Annotated in this window: 21 protein-coding genes; 13 read left to right on the forward strand and 8 right to left on the reverse strand. The window is 64.8% G+C overall.

The window, feature by feature from the left end:
* Positions 1–11: 11 nt before the first annotated feature.
* Genes AC5Y46_RS08940 through AC5Y46_RS08950 form a run of 3 tightly spaced genes read right to left on the reverse strand, consistent with a single transcriptional unit; the run spans position 12 to position 2,840 of the window.
* Complete coding sequence (locus AC5Y46_RS08940) at positions 12–857, reverse strand: aldo/keto reductase (RefSeq protein ID WP_499945859.1); 846 nt, start codon at positions 855–857, stop codon at positions 12–14.
* Positions 858–905: 48 nt separating this feature from the next.
* Complete coding sequence (locus AC5Y46_RS08945) at positions 906–1,829, reverse strand: class I SAM-dependent methyltransferase (RefSeq protein ID WP_499945858.1); 924 nt, start codon at positions 1,827–1,829, stop codon at positions 906–908.
* Between the two features lie 57 nt (positions 1,830–1,886).
* On the reverse strand, positions 1,887–2,840 hold the full coding sequence (locus AC5Y46_RS08950; RefSeq protein ID WP_499945857.1) for a GGDEF domain-containing protein: 954 nt from the start codon (positions 2,838–2,840) through the stop codon (positions 1,887–1,889).
* A 127-nt stretch (positions 2,841–2,967) separates the two neighbouring features.
* Here AC5Y46_RS08950 and AC5Y46_RS08955 point away from each other — a divergent pair, with 127 nt between their 5' ends.
* The 3 genes from AC5Y46_RS08955 (at position 2,968) to AC5Y46_RS08965 (ending at position 4,191) form a co-directional block, all read left to right on the forward strand.
* Positions 2,968–3,228, forward strand: coding sequence for a type II toxin-antitoxin system Phd/YefM family antitoxin (locus AC5Y46_RS08955; protein WP_499945856.1), 261 nt, complete (start codon positions 2,968–2,970; stop codon positions 3,226–3,228).
* Positions 3,225–3,623: a type II toxin-antitoxin system VapC family toxin gene (locus AC5Y46_RS08960; protein WP_499945855.1), complete on the forward strand. Its 399-nt coding sequence runs from the start codon at positions 3,225–3,227 to the stop codon at positions 3,621–3,623. Before AC5Y46_RS08955 ends, AC5Y46_RS08960 begins: the two co-directional genes overlap by 4 nt.
* 97 nt (positions 3,624–3,720) lie before the next feature.
* The gene (locus tag AC5Y46_RS08965) at positions 3,721–4,191 is read left to right on the forward strand and encodes a DIP1984 family protein (protein WP_499945854.1); all 471 of its coding nucleotides are present in this window, start codon (positions 3,721–3,723) and stop codon (positions 4,189–4,191) included.
* A gap of 297 nt (positions 4,192–4,488) precedes the next feature.
* Here the strand turns inward: AC5Y46_RS08965 and AC5Y46_RS08970 are convergent, their stop codons facing one another.
* Positions 4,489–5,052: an FKBP-type peptidyl-prolyl cis-trans isomerase gene (locus AC5Y46_RS08970; RefSeq protein WP_499945853.1), complete on the reverse strand. Its 564-nt coding sequence runs from the start codon at positions 5,050–5,052 to the stop codon at positions 4,489–4,491.
* 134 nt (positions 5,053–5,186) lie between these two features.
* Here AC5Y46_RS08970 and AC5Y46_RS08975 point away from each other — a divergent pair, with 134 nt between their 5' ends.
* The 9 genes from AC5Y46_RS08975 (at position 5,187) to AC5Y46_RS09015 (ending at position 12,942) form a co-directional block, all read left to right on the forward strand.
* The gene (locus tag AC5Y46_RS08975) at positions 5,187–5,534 is read left to right on the forward strand and encodes a type II toxin-antitoxin system Phd/YefM family antitoxin (RefSeq protein ID WP_499945852.1); all 348 of its coding nucleotides are present in this window, start codon (positions 5,187–5,189) and stop codon (positions 5,532–5,534) included.
* 13 nt (positions 5,535–5,547) lie between these two features.
* Positions 5,548–6,180, forward strand: a complete 633-nt coding sequence (locus tag AC5Y46_RS08980) for an ATPase (RefSeq protein WP_499945851.1) — start codon at positions 5,548–5,550, stop codon at positions 6,178–6,180.
* 208 nt (positions 6,181–6,388) lie between these two features.
* Positions 6,389–10,657, forward strand: coding sequence for a patatin-like protein (locus tag AC5Y46_RS08985; protein ID WP_499945850.1), 4,269 nt, complete (start codon positions 6,389–6,391; stop codon positions 10,655–10,657).
* A 326-nt stretch (positions 10,658–10,983) separates the two neighbouring features.
* Positions 10,984–11,220, forward strand: coding sequence for a YlcI/YnfO family protein (locus AC5Y46_RS08990; protein ID WP_499990765.1), 237 nt, complete (start codon positions 10,984–10,986; stop codon positions 11,218–11,220).
* Positions 11,217–11,516, forward strand: coding sequence for a type II toxin-antitoxin system PemK/MazF family toxin (locus tag AC5Y46_RS08995; RefSeq protein WP_499945848.1), 300 nt, complete (start codon positions 11,217–11,219; stop codon positions 11,514–11,516). The genes AC5Y46_RS08990 and AC5Y46_RS08995 overlap by 4 nt, the downstream gene beginning before the upstream one ends.
* Positions 11,517–11,602: 86 nt before the next feature.
* Positions 11,603–11,836 (forward strand): hypothetical protein, encoded by a 234-nt coding sequence (locus tag AC5Y46_RS09000; protein WP_499945847.1) that lies wholly within the window; start codon positions 11,603–11,605, stop codon positions 11,834–11,836.
* Positions 11,826–12,137 carry a type II toxin-antitoxin system PemK/MazF family toxin gene (locus AC5Y46_RS09005; protein ID WP_499990767.1) on the forward strand — a complete coding sequence of 104 codons (312 nt, stop codon included), beginning with the start codon at positions 11,826–11,828 and terminating at the stop codon, positions 12,135–12,137. The genes AC5Y46_RS09000 and AC5Y46_RS09005 overlap by 11 nt, the downstream gene beginning before the upstream one ends.
* Positions 12,138–12,376: 239 nt before the next feature.
* Positions 12,377–12,610, forward strand: coding sequence for a hypothetical protein (locus AC5Y46_RS09010; protein WP_499945846.1), 234 nt, complete (start codon positions 12,377–12,379; stop codon positions 12,608–12,610).
* Positions 12,607–12,942: a type II toxin-antitoxin system PemK/MazF family toxin gene (locus AC5Y46_RS09015; RefSeq protein WP_499990769.1), complete on the forward strand. Its 336-nt coding sequence runs from the start codon at positions 12,607–12,609 to the stop codon at positions 12,940–12,942. The genes AC5Y46_RS09010 and AC5Y46_RS09015 overlap by 4 nt, the downstream gene beginning before the upstream one ends.
* A gap of 450 nt (positions 12,943–13,392) precedes the next feature.
* Here AC5Y46_RS09015 and AC5Y46_RS09020 read toward each other — a convergent pair whose 3' ends face one another.
* On the reverse strand, positions 13,393–14,640 hold the full coding sequence (locus tag AC5Y46_RS09020) for an HNH endonuclease signature motif containing protein (protein ID WP_499990770.1): 1,248 nt from the start codon (positions 14,638–14,640) through the stop codon (positions 13,393–13,395).
* Positions 14,641–14,732: 92 nt separating this feature from the next.
* Between AC5Y46_RS09020 and AC5Y46_RS09025 the strand changes: the two genes are divergently transcribed.
* Positions 14,733–15,299: a dihydrofolate reductase family protein gene (locus AC5Y46_RS09025; protein WP_499990771.1), complete on the forward strand. Its 567-nt coding sequence runs from the start codon at positions 14,733–14,735 to the stop codon at positions 15,297–15,299.
* 10 nt (positions 15,300–15,309) lie between these two features.
* On the opposite strand, the gene AC5Y46_RS09030 is transcribed toward AC5Y46_RS09025, so the two are convergent.
* From AC5Y46_RS09030 to AC5Y46_RS09040, 3 genes are all read right to left on the reverse strand, one after another.
* Positions 15,310–15,681 carry a hypothetical protein gene (locus AC5Y46_RS09030; protein WP_499990772.1) on the reverse strand — a complete coding sequence of 124 codons (372 nt, stop codon included), beginning with the start codon at positions 15,679–15,681 and terminating at the stop codon, positions 15,310–15,312.
* A gap of 155 nt (positions 15,682–15,836) precedes the next feature.
* The gene (locus AC5Y46_RS09035; RefSeq protein ID WP_499990773.1) at positions 15,837–19,127 is read right to left on the reverse strand and encodes an MMPL family transporter; all 3,291 of its coding nucleotides are present in this window, start codon (positions 19,125–19,127) and stop codon (positions 15,837–15,839) included.
* 118 nt (positions 19,128–19,245) lie between these two features.
* Positions 19,246–20,268 carry a TauD/TfdA family dioxygenase gene (locus AC5Y46_RS09040; RefSeq protein ID WP_499990774.1) on the reverse strand — a complete coding sequence of 341 codons (1,023 nt, stop codon included), beginning with the start codon at positions 20,266–20,268 and terminating at the stop codon, positions 19,246–19,248.
* Between the last annotated feature and the right edge of the window lie 83 nt (positions 20,269–20,351).

The following is a 20,351-nucleotide window of genomic DNA, read 5'->3' on the forward strand; positions in this document are numbered from 1 at the left end:
CGTGCGTCCGATCAGTCGGGGATGTAGTCGAACTCGTCGGGATGGGCTCCGGTGCGGCCATCCTCGCCACGGTCCAGTCCGCTGATCACCGTCATGTCGTCCCCGGACAGCTCGAAGTCGAAGATCTCGTAATTGGCCTTCATCCGTTCGGGATTCACCGACTTCGGGAACACGATGTCGCCGCGCTGGATGTGCCAGCGCAGCACCACCTGCGCAGGTGTCTTGCCCACTGATTCGGCGACCCCTACCACCACCGGGTCGTCGAGGACCTTGCCCTGGGCGATCGGCGACCACGCCTCGGTCGCGATCTCGTGCTGCAAGTTGTACGCGCGCACCTGGTCGTTGGTGAAGTAGGGGTGTACTTCGATCTGGTTGACCGCGGGCACGATCGCTGAGGCCGACAGCTGATCCAAGTGGTCTGGCTGGAAGTTCGAGACGCCGATGCTGCGGGCGCGCCCGTCTCGGGCGAATTCCTCGAGCGTGGTCCAGGTGGCGAGAAAGTCGCCGTCGTAGAGCGTCGGCAGCGGCCAGTGGATGAGGAAGAGGTCGATGTAGTCGAACCCCAGCGCCGTCAACGTCTCATCGAAGGCGCGCCGCGCGTCGTCGGGCCGGTGGAATCCGTTGTTGAGTTTGCTGGTGACGAAGACCTGGCTGCGGTCCATACCCGCGTCTCGAATCCCTTGTCCCACTTCCTTTTCGTTGCCGTACATCTGCGCGGTGTCGATGTGGCGGTAGCCCAACTCCAGCGCGGAACGAACCGCGGCGGCCGTTTCGTCGGGCTCGATCTGAAAGACCCCGAGACCCAGTTGCGGGATCAGGTTCCCGTCGTTGAGGGTGATTGACGGGACGTCGGTCATGTACTCATTCCTCCTCGTTGCGGTTGTGGACTGGATGCCCACTTCCCGTCAACTTAATTCGGCGCTGAGGTAACCGACCGCCTGGCGGAATTCGGCCAGGATCTCATTGTCCGGCACCACGAAGCCGTAGTCGGCGTAGACCTGCTCGGTGGAATGCCGGGTGACTGTCCAGCCGGTGGACGCCAGATGTTCAGCGGCTTGACGCCTGGGTCCCAGCCACACCAGCTCGGCGACGTCGATGTCGAGTCCGTGTTTGCGCCAGCTGCTGCGCATCGCGCGGGCACGTTCGTCGGTGAACACGCTCATGTCTTTGATGTTCTCGGTCGCCAACCGGCTTCCGGGTGCGCTCAGCGCGGTGATGTTGTCCAGCAGCCGGTCCTGAGCTTCGGGCGGCAGGTAGGGGAGTAGCCCCTCGGCGATCCAGGCGGTCGGCCGGGCAATGTCGAAGTGGTTGTCGCGCAGCGCTTCTGGCCAGTCCTCCCGGAGGTCGATCCCGACGGGACGGCGTTCGGTCGCCGGTTCGGCGCCCAGCTGGGCGAGGGTCACGTCCTTGAAGGTGATGACGTCGGGCTGATCCACTTCGAAGACCACCGTGCCGGCCGGCCACGGCAGTCGGTAGGCCCTGGCGTCGAGCCCGGCGGCCAGAATCACCGCCTGACGGATTCCGGCGGTCGTCGCTGCGTTGAAGAAGTCGTCGAAGAACCTCGTCCGGACGGCCATCTGCTCGCGGCGCTGCTGATAGGTCATCGGCATGTCGGCGTCGTCGAGCGGAATCTCCCCGTCCAGCATGCGGATGAAGAAGGGATGCCCGACCGCGCGCACCAGCGGCTCGGCGAAGCGGTCGTCGAGCAGCGGTTCGGGAGGGGTGGAGGCCAGTGCCCGCGCCGCCGCCACCATCGTCGCGGTAGCCCCGACGCTGGAGGCGAGGTCCCAGCTGTCCCCGTCGGTGCGTGCTGAACCAAATGACGACATCCGCGTACTCCGTTCCGCCGGGACGATGCGATCCTTCGCCAGCCTAACCGTCGTCGATCAGTCAGCGGGCAGACCGCGGGAGCGCTTGGCCGCGTACATGTGCTCGTCGGCCAGACGCAGCAGGTCTTGCTCGCCGGTGGCGATCCCGGCGCTGAAACCGACCTGGCCCTCGACCTCGGACCAGCGGCGGCGCAGCCGTTCGACAACCTGTTCGGCCTGGGCGCGGTCGGCGCCGACGAGCATGAGCAGGAATTCGTCGCCGCCGATCCGAAAGATGATGTCCTCCTTGCGAACTGACCAGCGCAACGCATCGGCGAAGGCGACCAGCAGTTCGTCGCCGGCCTCATGGCCGTGGCGGTCGTTGTAGCGCTTGAAGTTGTCGAGGTCGAGCAGCACGACCGCCGATTCGGCGGCGTGCATCGACAACCGGGGTCCCAGCGTGCTGCGGTCGAGCAGTTGGGTGAGGGCGTCGGTCTGCGCGATCTTGCGCAGCAGCGCACTCTGCCGCTCCAACCGGTCGATGAGCCAGGCCGGGACTTCGGCGACCAGGACCCACATGATCGCGGGCGGCACCGCGGCCGGTAGCGCGGCGGGGAAGTCCCTGGCGCCGCCCACCAGGAACGCCGCGACTCCCAGCGGCACCAGGGTCAGCGACTGCCAGCGGGGGCGGGTCAGGCCGATGTAGGCGAACGCGATCGTGATGGTGCCGGGGAAGTCCCGGGTGGCGTGCGGATCGATCCACCCGGCCAGCACGGTGACGACGAGCCCTCCCACCGGCCACGCCAGCAGCAGGTCGCGCCGCCGTTCCCAGCCGCGAAGCCAGCCGACCACCGCGCCGCATACGCCCAACACCGCGGCTCCGGCCAGCAGCCAGTGCAGCCGGGTTTCTCCCTTGGCAGCCTCGACGTGCGCAGCCGCCACAGCGTAGATACCGAGCATGCACAGATATCCCGCCACACCGATCGCATGCCAGCGTCGCGTTGTGGGTGGAGGGTCCACGTGCCAGGACACGAGCCAAGAATAGGGTTGCGGCGGCTTATCTCGGCGACGACTTCGACTACGCCGTCGGGACGTGCTGGTGATCCAGCTACCGGGATAGCCGAAAGGCTACTTTCTACAGATGTGCTACGTTCGTAGCATGTCAGACGTGGCATCCCGTGAACTCCGCAACGACACCGCAGGTTTGTTGCGACGGGTTCAGGGCGGCGAAGACATCACTGTGACCGTCAACGGAAAAGCCGTCGCGATGCTGACCGCGGTGCGGCCGACTCGGCGCCGGTGGTTGAGCCGGGCCGAACTGCTCCAGCGTCTTGAATACGCACAAGCGGATCCTGCACTGCGCCAACAGCTCTCCGAACTTGCCGGCGACACGACCGATGACCTCGGGCCCCTACGATGACATCCGCAGGCGTGCTCGACACATCCGTATTCATCGCGAAGGAGAGCGGTCGCCGACTGGATGTGTCACAAATCCCCGACGATGTGGCGACAACCGTGGTCACTCTGGCCGAGCTCAATCTCGGCGTGCTTGCGGCGGACTCGTCCGATGTCCGAGCGCAACGACTGCAAACCTTGGATGCGGTCGCTGACATGGTCGCTTTGCCCGTGGATGACAACGCAGCGCGGATGTGGGCGCGGCTTCGCATTCATTTGGCCGAAACGGGCCGGCGGGTCCGCGTCAACGCTCTGTGGATCGCGGCCATCGCCGCTTCGCGCGGGTTAGCGGTAGTGACCCAGGACGATGATTTCGACGCGCTCGAAGGTGCTGCCGGTCTGACGGTTCTTCACGTCTAGCCGCGACGTGCGAAAATCCGTTGCTGTCTTGACGATTCGGCGCCATGATGGCTGTGCCCGTCGGGCAGCCATTGATTTCACGGAGGAGTTGAGGATTGTGAAGCTGGCAGAGGCGCTGTCGCTGCGCGCAACTGCGGCGCGCCGGATCGAACAATTGCGGTCTCGAATCGTGAGCAATGCGCGGTACCAAGAGGGTGAAGACCCGGCTGAGAACGCCGCCGCGCTGCTCACCGAGGTCGATGAGGTCCTGGACGAGTTCGAAGCTCTCATCCGTCGCATCAACCGCACCAATGCCGCCACCGAGGTGGGCGCGGAGGGCACGTTGACCGATGCGCTGGCTCGCCGTGACGCGCTGCGCTTGCGGCATCACGTGCTGAACACGGCGGCCGATGCGGCGGCGGGCAGCAGTCAGTCCGGGTACGCACGCCAACTGCGATCCGAGCTGAAGATGTTGTCCGCGTTGCCGGTTGCCGAGTTGCGTGGTCGAGCCGACGGAGTGGCCCGAGAGCTGCGCGAGCTCGACGTGCTGATCCAGCGCACCAACTGGGAGGCGGAACTGCTGGATTGAGCGGAGGTGAAGCAGGTAGTTGTCATGGAGGCGTGCACAAGCCCTTGACCGGCGGGCAAAGCTGGTCACTCTGGCGCACGGAGGGCAGTGCAGAGGGTTCGATTCCCTCGATCACATCGCAGCCCCGCATCGCGCACAGGTGACAGGGCACGGCACACAGCACACCACCACCGTGCAGATCCATGACGACGAGGGCGGGTTCGGGGTATTCACCATCCAGGAGCTTTCATCGGACCAGAAAAAGACAGGCCGTTATACGTTGACCCCTGACGGCGAATCCACCCGTCTAACCCGGGCTCAGCCCGCGGCGGCGAGGATCTTGAGCACGAAGATGAGCGAGTCGCCCGGCCGGATTCCTGCGCTGGGCTGACCTTCGGGATAACCGTCGGCGGGCGTCGCGGCGACGGCCACCGTGGACCCGACTTTCTGTCCGGTGATGGCCTTCTGGAAGCCGGGGATGACCCCGAGGAGCGAGAAGCTGGCCGGGGCACCGCGCTCGTAGCTGCTGTCGAACACCGAGCCGTCGCGTCCGTTGACGCCCTGATAGCAGACGGAGACCCGCGCCGTAGCCGGTACCACCGGCCCGTCCCCGGCCTGCAAGGTATGGACCTGGGTTTGGGAGACGCTGAACGGCGCCGTCACCGTCACCCGCGGCGCGGCCGCATCTGTCGGACCGACGACCGCGATGCTGCCGGTAGTCCCCGAAAGCGTCCAGTCGCTTGCCGCGCCGGCCGGTGGTGCCGCGGTGGGGCAGGTGCCGGCGGCGGTCGCTACGCCCGATCCATCAAGGGTGGCGCCGGCGAAGACGGCGGATGCGAGCGCGACGGAGGAACAGACCCGGGAGAATTTCACGGCCGCCACGCTACAGCCACCTCGAGGCCTCGCTCGCCGCGAGTCCGCCCGGTGGCGCAAGCTGGGGAGCCGCAGTAGATTGGACTAATCGCACAAATTAGACAAAACAGTCAGAATGGACGTAACCGAGGGGAGTGAGCGCCATGTCTACAGTCGCCTTCCGTAACCGCGACGGCAAGCTGGTCGATGTACCCACGGTGACTGCCAGTCACCTCCGAAATGCCTTCGGCGCCGTTTTTGAAGAGGCCGCCACCCGTGGGGCAGTGGTGATCACCAAGCACGACACCCCGCGGGCGGTGCTGGTGTCGTTCGCCGAATTCGAGGCGTTGACCGCTTCGGCGACCCCCGTCCTCGATGGCCTCAGTGCGCGGTTCGACGAGTTGTTGTCAGCGATGCAGACCTCCGAAGCCAAAGCCGGGGTTGCTGCGGCGTTCGACGCCACACCCGAGGAGCTCGGGGCCGCTGCGGTGAGGGCCGCCCGACGGCGGTGATCCGGCACCGCTCATGGCCCCAGCACGCATCAGCGTAGTAGCGGGCGTCAACGGCGCCGGCAAGAGCAGCATCGTCGGCGCGACCATCCGCGACAACGGCGGTGAGTACTACAACCCCGACGAAGCCGCACGGGAGATCATGGCGGCCCATGCCGGACTGGGCCAGACCGAGGCTAATGCCGCGGCGTGGGAACAGGGCCGAATGTTGTTGCAACGGGCGATCGATGACGGTCTCGACTTCGTGTTCGAGACCACACTCGGCGGCAACACGATAACGGCACTGCTGGCCGCAGCCGCCAAGCGCGGCATAGAGATTCACGTCTTCTATGTCGGGCTCGCCAGCCCGGATATGCATATCGCACGGGTAGGGCAGCGGGTTCGCGCCGGCGGGCATGACATTTCCGACGCCGACATTCGCCGGCGGTACCGGCACAGCATGATCAATCTTGTGACGTTGCTGCCGGTGCTCACCGAGTTGCGGGTGTACGACAACTCGATCACCGCCGATCCCGCGCAGGGGCAGCCACCGCGTCCGGTCTTGGTGCTGCACTGGAAGGAGCGCCGGATAGTCGGTCCCCCCGACTTGACCTCTACGCCAGATTGGGCCAAACCCGTCGTCGCGGCCGCGCTGGAACTCACCAACTGATCAAGGCCCCGAATCCGGGATCATCAACGTCGGCACCGCCAAACCGCTTGTGCGGCAGCGGACAAGGCCGCCTATCCGTCGCGATCGCCACCTGCAGCCGTCGGCGAATCTCGCCCAGCACAACGAAACAGCGGTACAGGGCGTCTCACCAGTGACACACTCTAGTGATGGGCCGTCTGTCGTGCCCATCGACCGCGAGGGGGGCGCGATGACCGAGAAAACTTCGGCGGCAGCGACGCCGAAATCTCCGATAGAGAAGACCGATCCGGAAATCGAACGCGAATTGCGGCTGGCCGTCACGATGAACGGCGGCGTCAGCCTGGCGGTCTATATCGGTGGTGTCGCACACGAATTCAACAGATTCACCCGAGGCGCCGCTGGATATCGCGCACTGCTGTCGAAGTTCGGTTACGCGTCGAAGGGCCCGACCGACGAGCCGTCTGATGTGTTACCCATCATCGACGTCATCACAGGCACCTCAGCCGGCGGGATCAACGCCGCGGCGCTCGCGCTTGCCCAAGCCAACGTCAACGGCGATCTGGATGTGTTGAAAGGGCTGTGGATTCAGCACGGGCAGATCGGGGACCTGATGAGGGAGCCCTTTCATGCCGGTCCGGCATCCATCTTGCGCGGTGACGACTTCTTCTACCCGCAGATCCGCGCGGCCTTCAAACGACTGATCGACGGCTACCAACGAGCCCCCAAGATAGTCGAGGACTCTGAGGATTCCGCCGCACGTCCCGCAGGCCAACGACGTTTGCGTCCAGTGGATTTGACGATTCCTGCCACATTGCTGACCCCCATCCAAACCTTCTCGGTCGATGATCTGGGAACCGGCATGGTGCAGCCCCAACATGCGGGTCTCTTCTATTTTCGGGGCAGCAACCGAAGTGTTCCGGACGACGGTCCACCGGCAGACGCCTTCTCGGATGGACCCGCAAAGAGGGATGGACGAAACGTCAAGGATGACAGCGACGAGCGGCGCGAAATCGATGTAACCGTTGAAGCTCTCGCGCTGGCGGCGCGCGCCTCCGCAGGCTTCCCGGCGGCCTTCGAGCCGACCTTTGTTCCCGTGCGATACGACGGCACCACCGATGACAACCGGCCGGACATGGGGTATTACGCGGATTGGGCAGTCACCGGAAAGCAAGAGGACGACACACGAGATCTGTCACGTTTTGCCGTTGACGGGGGAGTACTCGCCAACACGCCGACCCGCCCCGCGTTGTCGGCGATTCGCCGACAAACAGTCACCAAGACAATGGTGCGCCGGGTCCTTGTCCTCGTCCATCCACACGCTGAATACGCCAGCGACATCGACAACATCGGTGATGATCCAGGCAAACCACCCACGCTCGCAGGCACTCTCACGAAGGTCCTGAGCGCCTCCGGATCTGTTGGCTCTCGCACTTACGTCGAGGAGATCCGCCAACACAATGACCTCGCGCTGCGGTGGCGCGACGGCCGAGAAGCCGCGATGGTGCAGTTCACTTCCGACACGCTGGCCGACTTCATCGGTGAGACCGACGACGGGTGCCCGTCCTGGCAGCTGTTCCGTCGCATGCGAATGCGGCGCGCCGCGTACGTCATGGCGCAGCAGATACGCGAAGATTTCGCAACGCCTTTCGCCAAGTTGATGCAGTACGCCGCCGAAGTCTTGCAGGACGCTGATGACAGCAATGCGGCTGGCTTGCCATTCCTGCCCAAGAGGCCACCCGGACCCAAGGACTTCGATAAGAACTCGAAGGAATGGCGGTGGGGACTGCAGTTGGCGGTCGGCGTCGCGACCCAAGCGACCGATGTGCTGCGCCAGCTGATCAACTCGCGACAGGACATTCCGGTCTCCGAGACAGACTGCACCGACCTAATCGCCAAAGCTTATGAGGCGTGGGAGACAGCGGTGAACGTCGGCATCGAGCTCGATCAGATCGGGGAGGAACAAGATCGGGAAAGACGGTCCAAAGCGGCCGCCGCCCGACAACGCCGGATAGCGGCTGCCAGGCAACGCGCGTCCGTCGACAGTCCGCCACACGAAGAGGAGCAGGAGAGCAACAGAATCCGCAAATGCCTTCGCCAAAACCTGTGCGACTACGCCACCAAGATGCTGTCGACGACTACCAGCGATGCGACCAACACCGCGGAGACCTCAGACGGCGAAAGAACGATAAAGGCATTGCGCCGTATCGCTTCTTCTTTTGTCAAGGTCGTCACCGCTCTCCAGGCAGCACTCGCCGCGTCGAACTCAGGTGCCCCTCACCGTGATGGTACGGCGCAGGAGGTTCCGCGAAACAAGACCGCATCACTGCTGGAGCCGCACAATCCGCTGCGCAACGTCACCGACGAAACCGAGCTTCTGAAGCGGATGGTCCAAATCGAGATCGTGGCCTATCTCACCGCCGAACAGGACGTCAACGACGCGTCGGTGCCCACTGCGCCAATCGAATTCGTCCAGTTGAGTGCGCAGATCCAGCAACACTTCGCGCCCCGCTTCACCTCCGACGACAAACTCGCCGGGATGTCCCTGAACCGGTTCGGCGCGTTCCTGAAGCGGGCATGGCGCGCCAACGACTGGATCTGGGGTCGGCTCGACGCGGCCAAGATACTGATGCTCATCATCTTGACGCCCGAGATGATTCGAGGACTGAATGACAGCAACAGCGAGGCCGCCGGGCAAAACGGTAGCGCCGAACAGATTGTCGACGATATAGCCGAGCGGGCGTTTGCGAACGATGAGCTCTATGTCGCCCTCGCGAAACCCACACCTGCCAACGAGGCGCCAAGCAAGCTGGGGCGATTGCGTACGGACGCGATCACGGACGTGAAACGGGCCCTCGCCGGCAGTGACGAGCCGATGGTCAATCTCGCCAGCCTTGCCGCGTACGGTTTCCAAATCGCAACAGCCGCAGAGGATGTCCCGTGGCTGGCCACGACGATTCTCGACGATCGCGAAGATGGGGCGACCGGGGCAGAGACCGCCGAATTCATCAATCAGTTTGATTCCCTTCACCGAGACGGTGACGGCGGCCGGCCGCCTGACGGTTATCGGTTGCTCACGCTGTTTGCCGACTCGCGCATCGGACAGGAAGCTCTGGCCGGTCAGATGCCGAGCGATCTGATGATTCGTACCACCGCGACCGCGGCCGCCACTGCGTTGACAGCACTGAGCTCCGAGAGGTCCGGATTGGGTTTCGCCGCACCGGTGACCAGGGTGGCTCGTGGCTTCATCGCTCTGCCGTATTGGACGCTGACGAGTTTGTCCAGTCGAAGCCCCGTCGCCAGAACTCTGGCCACCTTGATGTTGGCACTCGGCGTGACTTTGACTGCGCTGTCGCTGCTTACGGATCTGCCAGGCTTTGTGGGCAAGTTGGTGCCGACCGTCGGGATCACGGCGCTGCTCACACTTCTGGTGTTCGCCACGTTGCGGACGCGCTCGTTGGTACACGGGGCGGCGTTACTCGGCCTGTACATTCCACTGATCGCCTACGCGACAGCCGGTGCCACGCAGCCTACGAACGCCAAGGCCCCGGGCGAAGCAAGTGTCGGAGTGATTTGTCTGGTGTTGCTGGTGGCATCGGTGGTGGTCGTCGCCAACTTTGCCCCGAACACGCGATCGCCAATTGCTACTCTCAACAAGTTGTTTCGCGCGTCACGGTCATGGATACGCGCTCGCAAGGCCGTGCTGGTGCGCACACTGCTGATCTTTGTCGCCGGTGGGGCGGCGGCACTGCTGTTTTACGTCTGGCTGAGGCAGCCGATCCTGGATCTCTACCACCGGTGCCCGTGGGCACAGGGTTTGGTTGCGTGGCTGGGACGCAACCTCAGCAGCAGTCCGTGGACCGGCGACTTTTGTTCTCTCGCAATCGTTCCGGTGGTTGGCGCGGCTCTGTACGGAGGCGTTGCGGCGTATCTCATCTCGAGGCGGTTCCGTCCGTCAGCACCGGCCGGTTCTGTCACGCGGCTAGCCGACCCGGCCGGTCTGGCGACGGCGTGGTCGCCGGTGTACGGGTCCTTCTACCTCCTGGCGGGTGTCACATTGGTACCCCTTTTGGGTATGGGCGTACGCAATTGGCTGCAGACCGCGGCAATCGTCTCGACCGTCTTCGGGCTGGTTTTCTGCGTGGTCGCGGTACATCTGATTCCGTTCCTGCGCGAGCGACGACTTGTACGACGACTCGCGACACATTTCGGACCGCGCGGCAATCCTTACGACGATGCCGAGTTCATCAGCGCGCTAGCGACTGTCGGAGAGTTCTCCAATTACTTGCTGGGCGTCAAGACGGATCAGAGGGCCGACACGACGCCCGTCGGGGCCGACACGCTGCCCGTCGGCCCCACAATCCGACCGTCCGTTTTGTCGAAGCACGGCAAGCGGGTGCAGAAGCGCGTTTGCCGTTCCGTCGAAAGCCAACGGCGGCAACGTAATCCAACCGGGTCGCTAGCCGCCGGCCGGGCTGGCAAGCAGTCCAAGGAACTCTGAGCCGCCGAGCGGGGAGCGGTTATCGGAAGCCGGCGGCGGTGTTGGCGGAGCTCCGCCCGCTGCCGCGATCCAGCGCAGGCTCAGCCGAACTCATTCGTCGCCGCAAGAATCTCCCACAGGTGAGCGTCCAGACGCGCTCCGACGCGCCATCGACGATCTGACCGACTCGTCGCTGGGGACAACAGCTTCGAGCCAGGGGATCCTGGACACCTCAACGGTGATCCTCCTCGGGCGGTATCCGACCCATCCGAGAAAACGTCGGCTGGCAAGCGTCTACGCGTCAATCAGTGGTAACGTTTCGCATCCCACATCGGTACCATAGCGCGATGAGCAAACAGATCGCCGTTCGGCTTCCGGACGAGGTCGTCGATTTCATTGACAGGGAAGTGGACCAGCGGCACGTTGAGAGCCGTGCATCGTTTGTACTCAAAGCGCTCGAACGTGAGCGACGCCGGCTTATCGCCGCCCGCGATGCGGCGATTCTGGCCACCCGGACCACGGCCGACGATGACTTCGATGCGCTCGCTGCACATACCTCTACCTTCGAGTTGGATATCGGTTGAGGCCAATTCACCTCGCCCAACTCGATAAGGCTCGGCCGGTTCTGATCCTCACTCGGGAACTCGTGCGGCCTCACCTGACCAGAGTCACCGTGGCACCGATCACCGGAACAGCTCGCGGCCTGTCGACCGAAGTTCCAGTAGGTGTGCGTAACGGGCTCGAGAAAGATTCCGTTGTCAGCGTCGACGACATTGTCACGATCCCGGTCACGGCCCTGGGCCGCCAGATCGGGTTTTTTCTTCCTGATCAAGAGGAATCGCTGACATCGGCGATTCAGCACGCCTTCGATCTGGACTGACAAGCAGGGGCCGTGGCGAATTCGGTTGCTGCGCGGCTTCTTGCCGAGTGCGCCGACTGTCATACAAAACGTCGTACGCTGTTGCTGTGGCTGACACGATTTCCTTCCGGCCGGACGACGACACATCGAAGGCGCTGGAGGTCTTGACCAAAGATGGCACGGCCGTGTCCGCGGCCGTTCGATCTGCCCTCATCGAGGCGGCACGACGGAAGGCCGCCGCGGCGATTCGCGCCGAGGCGGAAAGTCTTGCCGAAGACGAGTCCGATCGCGCAGAGGCAATGCAGGTGCTGCGCGATATGGAGACGCTGCGTGCGTGGTGAGGTCTTTCCGTTGCATGCCCCACGGGGGAGTCGCGGTCACGAGCTGTCGGGTTCCCGCTACGCCGTCGTCGTCCAGTCAGATCAGCTGCCTCGGTCAACCTGGCTGGTTGCGCCAACGTCTACGTCGGCTCGTGCCGCAAGCTTCCGTCCCGAGGTTCAGATCGGTGGCGTGAATACCCGGGTACTTGCTGAGCAGGCCGCGGCGGTCGACCCGGGCCGACTCGGCACGAGCATCGGGTTCCTCAGCTTCGACGAGATGCGCCGCGTTGATGCGGCGTTGCGCATCGTCTTCGATCTTTGAGCGCTGCCGCAGCGCAACGTCCTCGATCTTTGAGCGCTGCCGCAGCGCAACACGGCAAGCTTTACCGGTAACCCGCCATATTTGATCTCGCCGTATTCCTCGCCGGGGCAAGCCAGCGATCGCCACCGAGTCCTAGATCTGGAATCTGGGCGTCGTCCTGCCCAAGCAGCAGAGCACGGGTCGGTAGCACTCGAAGCCTGCCGCCATGCCTATGTCTACAATTCATCTACACTGGCTTTATGGCAGCAGAAACCACAACTGTCCGAGTCCGCCGTTCCGATTCTGAGCGGCTGCAATCTCTAGCCAAGGCTCGTCAAACCGCTGTCGTCGACGTCGTGCACGCAGCCATCGACGCCTTGGAGAGGCAGGAATTCCTGCGCGGGCTCAATGGGGATTACCAGCGCCTGCGCAACGACCCCGAACTGTGGGAGCAATACCTGGCCGAGCGTCACGAGTGGGACGCACTGGCTTGATCTGGCGAGGGGAGGTCTACCACGTCGATCTCGGCCAGCCAGTCGGACACGAGCCAGCCTTTCGCCGACCGGCGGTGGTGGTGTCGGTCGACATTCTCAACAACGGACCGGGCGGTTTAGTGGTCGTCGTCCCGATCACGACCACTGGTTACGGCCTGCGAAGCCACGTCGAATTTGAGCCAGCGAGCACCGGTTTGGGCCACACTTCCTACGCGCGCTGCGACCAACTGCGGGTGGTCTCCGTCGAACGACTGTCATCTCGCCAGGGAATGATTAGTCCAGAACAGATACAAGCCATCAACCAAGCACTGCGCTTCGTCCTAGATCTGTGATGCCCAGCTCTCGGGATAGCGCGTCGTCGAATGAAAACAATTGGGGTGCAGTGCAATAGGACGTAGTTAGTTGACATAATGTCGCTTATCGGCAAATCGACTACGTGGGCAGACGATGGAGTTGTCCTGCAATGCCTGAAGATTCGCCACTGGACTGCTGCCGTGCAACCCGCAGCTTGGTGCAGAGCCAACTGAGCTCTACTGCCTGTGTCGCCGACTGTCTCAATCCGCAGCCGCCAATGGCCGGGCGTCACCCTTCCGTCGTCATCAGAGTGCGACAGTCTGGCTGCGGCGGCCTCCCAACGCACCGGATGACCCGCGCCGGTCCTGCGCGGGCGCTGCCGCCCTCCACTGTTATTTCGTCACCGTGACGAATTGCGTTACAGCGCTGGGTTATTGAGGACCCTTGAGATCAGGCAACAACAACGAATCGTGGTCAGCGCAACGTCGCTAAGTCTCAGCCTGTTTAGCTTCTGTTGCGGTGGCCGGTGGTTCGTAGGGTTGGTACCACCACCAGTCGGCGCGTTCGCCGTGGGGCCCCCGCCACGGCGGGACGTCGGGCGGAGGCTCGTTGGGCGGACGCGCCAGGGATCCCGAGCTCAGCGCCCGCCCGTCACTGTCGGTGACCACCAGACTGTCGGCGGGTCCGGTGAGGGTGATCAACCCGCGGTGGTGGGCTCGGTGGTGATAGGGGCACACGAGCACCAGGTTGAACAGCTCGGTAGGCCCGCCGTCTTCCCAATGTCGAAGGTGATGGGCATGCAGACCCCGGGTGGCCCCGCACCCGGGCACCGCACAGGTGGGATGGCGGTGCTCAAGCGCCCGGCGCAGCCGCCGATTGATCACCCGAGTCGTGCGGCCCGCGCCGATGGGCTCGCCGTCGCGTTCGAACCACACCTCGCAGGTGGCGTCACAACTCAGATACTGGCGTTCAGCCTCGCTGAGCAGTGGCCCCAGATGCAGAGCGGCGGCGCGCTGCGCGACATCGACGTGCACCACCACGGTGGTGTGCTGCCCATGCGGACGGCGGGCGGCCTCGGTGTCCCAGCCGGCCTCGACCAGCCGCATAAACGCCTCTCCGTTACCGGGCAGCGGCGGGCGCAGATCGGGGTCGCCGTCGCTGTGATCGTTTTTCCACTCGGTGACCAGAGCTTCCCGATGCGCAGTCAGCGCGGCGTCAAATGTCGCCGCATCCAAGTGCGGCAGTTTGATCCGCCAGCAGGTGAACCGCTCATCGCAGGTCTTGGTGATCACCGGTCGCGTCGGTTCGGGCGCGGGCTCGGGCTCGGGGCGCGGTTCGAGCTTGACCGCGGTGCGTAACTGGCCGACCGTGGCCACCGCTGCCAACTGCGCATAGTGCTCGTCAGATCCTTCCCCGGCGCGCGCGGCGATCACCCCGACCTGATCCAGCGACAGCCGACCCTCCCGCATTCCTTGGGCGCAACGCGGGAACTCCTCGAGCCGGCGCGCCACCGTGGTGAGCGTGTGCGCGGTCGCCGAAGACAAAGCCAGCTTCCAGCCCACGAACGCCGCCACCGAACGCGCACCGGTGGGCCCGCACAACTCGTCGCGCTCCATCTCGGCCACGATCTCCACCACGCGCCCATCGATGGCGTTGCGCTGACCGGCCAACTCCGCCAGTTCCTCGACCAACGTATCCAGACGCTCACGCGGACTCACGACGGGAGACGACGACATAACCTCATCATCGCAGCGAGGTATGACAAGTTCGGACCGCGCAATCTAGTGGCGCCGCGATGATTTTCGTCCGCCGGGGCAGTCTGATCTGCATGGGCAAACTCATCTATGGCTTCAACGTGTCGGTGGACGGCTACATCGCGGACGCGCACGGCAACATCGACTGGTCCGAGCCGAGCGAAGAACTGCACCAGTACTGGAACGACTTCGCGCGAGAGACCGCCCTGTCGTTCTACGGCCGACGCCTCTACGAACTGATGTCCGCGTACTGGCCGACCGCAGACGAGTCCCCGGACGCCACCCCTTTGATCGTCGACTACGCGCGGATCTGGCGCGACATGTCCAAGGTGGTGTTCACGCGCACGCTGGAGTCCGTCGACTGGAACTCCCGCCTGGAACGCGGCGACCCGGTCGAGGTGGTGACGAAGCTGAAAGCCGAAACAGACGGCAGGCTGGAGGTGGCCGGTGCAACCCTGGCCGCACCGATCGTGCAGGCCGGGCTGGTGGACGAATACCGGATCGTGGTTGCGCCTACCGCCGTGGGCGGCGGCACCCCGTTCTTCCCGGCCCTGCCGTCATGGATCTCGTTGCGACTGTTGGAGAATCGCACCTTCCCGTGTGGCACGGTCCTGCTGCGCTATGAGACGAAACGCGACTGATAGCGCCCCCCTAGGCGCCTGCGCAGTCGCCTACCTGGTCGATGACCTTCTTCAGTGGGGCTGCGGGCGTCACCCCGGTGACATAGTTCGGATTGTCAAGGGACCACGCGATTTTGGAACAGTAGCCAGGACCAGAGGGCTGGCCGGCACGCCACGTCTCGAGCGTGATCCGGCAGTTGTACAGGTCGGACTCGGGGGCGAAAGTCGCGGTGTCGTCCATTCTGGGGGCGCGTTGCCAGATGATCAGGCTGCGCGCCGTCGGTAGATTGCACGGCTTCTCGGGCAGCGGGAAGCGACCGCCCTGGCCGTGAGCCGTCGGCACGATCGGCAACGCGCACGCCGCTACCACCATGGTTGATGCAGTTATCAAGCGGATGGCCAACGCACTCACCCTCTTCCTGAAGCGACGACAGTACGCGTGGTGCAACTACCTGTTAAGAGACTAATCCCCCACGCAAGACCTCGACTCTGCCCCGATGGCCGCGACCTGCCGAGAGTCCGGACGGCTAGAACCACCCAAATCCCCTGCCCGCGAACCTATCTGCCGACATCCGCCCGTCCCGAGTGTGGACGTCCCGGCACACCGTGATGCACATTGACCCGCGGTCCGCGCTGCAAGGCGTCCGCGGTCGTCTCGTGCAACCGGAGAATCCGCCCGCCGACCTGGACGTACGCGCCCGGCCGCCAGACGACGGGCTCCCACGGGGTGAGCCTGGACCAGCGCAGCTGTGGCTGTTCGCGCACGAACACTCCATTGGTGGAATTCGTGTCGACGATGAACACTTCGCCGTTGACGATGCGCACTTCGGCGTGGGCTCGTGACATCTCACCGGAGTGATCGTCGATGCGCACGGGACGAAGTCCTTGCTGCGCAGCTTCCGACCCGTGCGGATCCCGACCGATTACGCAGTCCCGGTCGATCTCGAAGCGGGAGTTGTCGTCGAGGGAGACCCAGCGCTTCGGCTGCGGCGCATGGTCCATCGGGGCGGCAGGCACGTTCTCGAAGCGGGCGGGCTCGGGGCGGTGCGGGGGCACCGCCGGCGCGTCCCGCCTCGACCACAGGACGGCACCTTGTCCCGGCACGGTCCCGCCGGAGAGCTTGTACACGCCCTGTCCCTCGGCTGCAGCGCGCGGCCTGGCGATGAATTCGTCGACCGTGATGACGGCCGCGACGACCGGTACCGGCACCGACCTGTGCACCAAGCGTCCGCGGCCACGCAACACCGTCTGACCCATGCCGTCGTCGAGTGCCACGGTGACACTGCCGCACAGCAGGATCTCCAGACCCGTCGCTGTCGGCATCACGATCCCGATGTCGACCAGCGTGTGGTCCCAGGGCTCCTTGGCGAGTTTCTGGAACGCGCTGACCAGCTTCTGCGGGTCGGACCGTCCGACCATGTCGGACAATGCGGCCATCTGCTTGGCGGCCAGCGAGTGCTGAGACAACGGCGACCGCTCGCGGTGCGCCACGACGATCACTGTGCCGTTGACGTTGGCCACCAGATGCTGTCCGGGGATGACCTCGATCTCGCTGGACGCCGCGGAGCGCCCGACCACGACGGGTTCCTGGGGCACCCGCGCAGGAACGCCAACCGGCATCTCGGGGGGACCCGCCGGGGCGGGGGCCGACGGGGCCGCGGGTGCAGCCGGGGCCGGGGCGACGGCCGCCGTGGCCGGGGTCTCGATGACTTCCGCGGACGGCGCCTCGCTGATGCCGATGCGAGAGTGCAACCACCGCAACGGTTTTGGCGCCCACCAGTTGAGGTCGCCGGCGACCTGCAGGAACGCAGGCACGACCACGCCGCGGATGATCGTCGCGTCGATCACCACGGCCAGCGCGGTGCCGATGCCGAACATCTTCATGAACGACAATCCGTTGGCGAACGAGACGAGGGTGATCGTCAACAACAACGCGGCACTGGTGACGATCCGGCCCACCCGGCCCAATCCGATGACGGTGGACGCGGTATTCGAAAGCCCGGAGTCGCGGGCTTCCTTGATGCGGCTGAGTAGGAAGATCTCGTAGTCGACGGACAAGCTGAATGCGATCGCGCACAGCAGCACGACCATGGACAGGTTCAGCGGCGCCGGTGTGATTCCCAGCAGCCCGGCCAAATGCCCTTCCTGGAAGACCCAGACCATGATCCCCAGGACCGCGCTCATCACAAGCAGATTCAGCATCAGCGCCTTGATCGGCACCACGACGCTGCCGGTGAACAGGAACAGCAGGATGAAGGTGGCCACCGCGATCAGACCTATCGCGAGTGGGAGCTTGGCGCCGATGGAGCTGAGGCTGTCGATGAGCGTCGCGGTCGGACCGCCCACCTCGATCTGACGGTTGGTGATCTTGGCCCGGATGTCACGGACGACGTGCTGTGCGGTGTCCGAATCGGCCTGCACCGACAGGTAGACGATCGCGTAGCTCGGCCCGGACACCGCCGGCGTCGGTCCGGCCGCCTGGCCGTGCTCGAATCTGCCGATGGGACCGGTGACGAGCACGACGCCGTTCATACGCGAGATGTCGGGGGCGAGGGTCTGCAGCGCGCCGGCGTCTTTGCGGGTGACCAGGGTGATCGCCTGCGAGGGGTCCAGCGCGAAGTCGCGTTGCAAGGACTCGGAGACCAACCGCGCGCTAGAGTTCGTCGGCAACGCTCGCTCGTCGGGCGTGGCGAATTCGACGTTGAGGAACGGAATGCCCAGTCCCAGCAGCATTGCGACGACCGGCAGGGCGTAGATGAGCGGCTTGCGCGTCACCAGTTCGGCGAAGTGCCGCCAGAACAGGGAGTCGGCTGAGGGCGCCACCTTGCGGCGGATGATCGACAGCGAGTCGACGCGTTTGCCGAGCAGAGCCAGCAGCGCGGGCAGGACGACGATCGCGGCGAACGCCGACAGCAACACGGTGGCCGTGGCCGCAAGACCGACGGATCGCAGGAAGTAGGTCGGGAAGACCAGCAGGCTGGTCATCGCCAGGGTGACCGTTGCCGCGCTGAACAGAATGGTCCGGCCGGCGGTGGTCACGGTGGCGACGATGGCGGGATGTTGCTCTTTGCCGTTGGCCAGTTCCTCGCGGAACCGCGACACCATCAGCAAGCCGAAGTCGATGGACAATCCGAGACCGAAGGCGGTGGTGACTGTCAGGGCATGCACCGACACATCGGTGATCGCCGTCATCAGCAGCAACACCGACAGCGTCGAGACGATCGAGACGACTCCGACCACCACGGGCAGCGCCGCGGCTATCAGACCGCCGAACACGACGACCAACACGGCGAGCGAAACGGGCACCGCGATGCTCTCGCTGGTCTTGAGATCTTGTTTGACCTTGTCGCGGATCTCCTGCTGCACCCCCAGACCGCCACCGGCGCGCACCGCGACGTTCCCGTCATGGGGCAGATCGGCGATGATCCGCTTGGCGGTCTCGGCGGCCTCGTCGGCGGTCCCACCGACATGCACGAGCATGAGTCCGGAACGGCCGTCTTTGCTGCGCAGGTCCGAGGCCCCCTCGTCGCCGAAGGATCTGGTGATCCTGGCTTTCGGCTCGGACGCGACGAGACGAAGCACCTGATCGCGCACCGTCGCGACCTCGGGGCTGTCGACGGTGCCTTCGCGCGGCAGCAGCTGAATCACCAGATTCGGATTCGTGCCGAACTGCGCGTTCATGTAGTCCTCGGCTTGCGAGGACTCCGACGCGGGATCGGTGTTGCCGCCGGTGCCGAGCTTGTCGGACACCGAGCCGCCGAGCACGACGCTGATGCCGAGCAGGACCAGCACGGCCGCGAGCACCAGCTTGGGTCGCCGCACGGTGAATTCGGCCAACCGCCTCAACATGTCTGCCTCTCCCCCGTGCCTGTTCTGCTGCTCCTGGCAGCGTGCCGCGCGGACCTTGGCGCTTTCTAAATGGAGATCACAGCGTGAATCTAGGCCGGTCAGCTGGCCGTGTCGACGGTTAGTTGCGCGGTTCTCCGGCGAGCCACAGCCGCACCAGGCAGCGCCGGGCCCGCACGTCAGGCGCGTCGACGAAAGCGCGGCGGTTGTGCAGCGTCGTGTAGTTGTCGGCGAACAGGACGTCACCGGGTTGCAGCGTGAATTCGACGGCGTTGGCCGGGTCGGTCAGGGCACGGTCGAAGGCGTCGAGCGCCTGGCGTTGCCGGTCGGTGAGCGGGCGGCCGCCGCGGTAGTGGCCGAGTTCGATGTGCAGGCGGTTGTAGCGGATCCGGACACCGTCGGTGGTGTCGGTGAAGATCGCGCCCTCGGTGATCGGGTCCTCACCCGGCTGGGTCTCGTGCGAGCGATCGAAGCAAAACTGCCCGTAGAGCTCGTCGACCAGTCCGGGGTCGGTGGCAAGCAGTGCGTTGTAGGCGCTGTGGCCGCTGACCATCAGCGACTCACCGCCCGACACCGCCTTACGCAGGCACAACAACCCCAGGATGTCGGGCCGGCTGCCGGCGTAGGCGCACGCCGAGTCGGTGTGAAAGATCAACGCCGAGTTCGTCTTCGAGCCGCGTGCCTCCCCGACCGTCTGCCCGGTGTCCTGAACCAGGTAGACGCGGTCGCCCTGGCGGTTCTGCGGCTGCGGGCCGCCCAGGTAGGTGCCCAGACCCCAGTAGAGCATCGAGAGTTCCTCGTCCGTCCAGCCCTCGAGGGGCAGACCGCGCAGCACGCAGAAGCCCGGCCCCAGGCGCAGGCAGTGCCGCATGGCGCGGGCGACCTCCACCAGCTCCGGCTGCCGGAAGTCCGACGCCACGATGGTGTCCAGCCGGCGGCCACGACGGCGCAGCCGGTTGCGGATGTCCAGGAAGGCTTCGATCTGGCGCGGTCCCACCGCGATCATGTAGTCCCAGGCGTGCAGGCTGTCCCGGTTCCAGACCGACGGTCCGGTAATCGGAGGACGGACGGCCGCTTGAGGTTGTGCCGCCTTCTTGCCGAAGAGCAGTTCGTCCCTGCTGCGTTCTGCGGTGATCATCCCCATGATCTCTCCCCTTTGGTCTAGCTTTGGCGCTTTCTATGAGTTTGACGTGTCCGCCTTGATGAATTCTTGGAAAGGCGCCGCCC

Source organism: Mycobacterium sp. NGS59 (assembly GCF_059812345.1).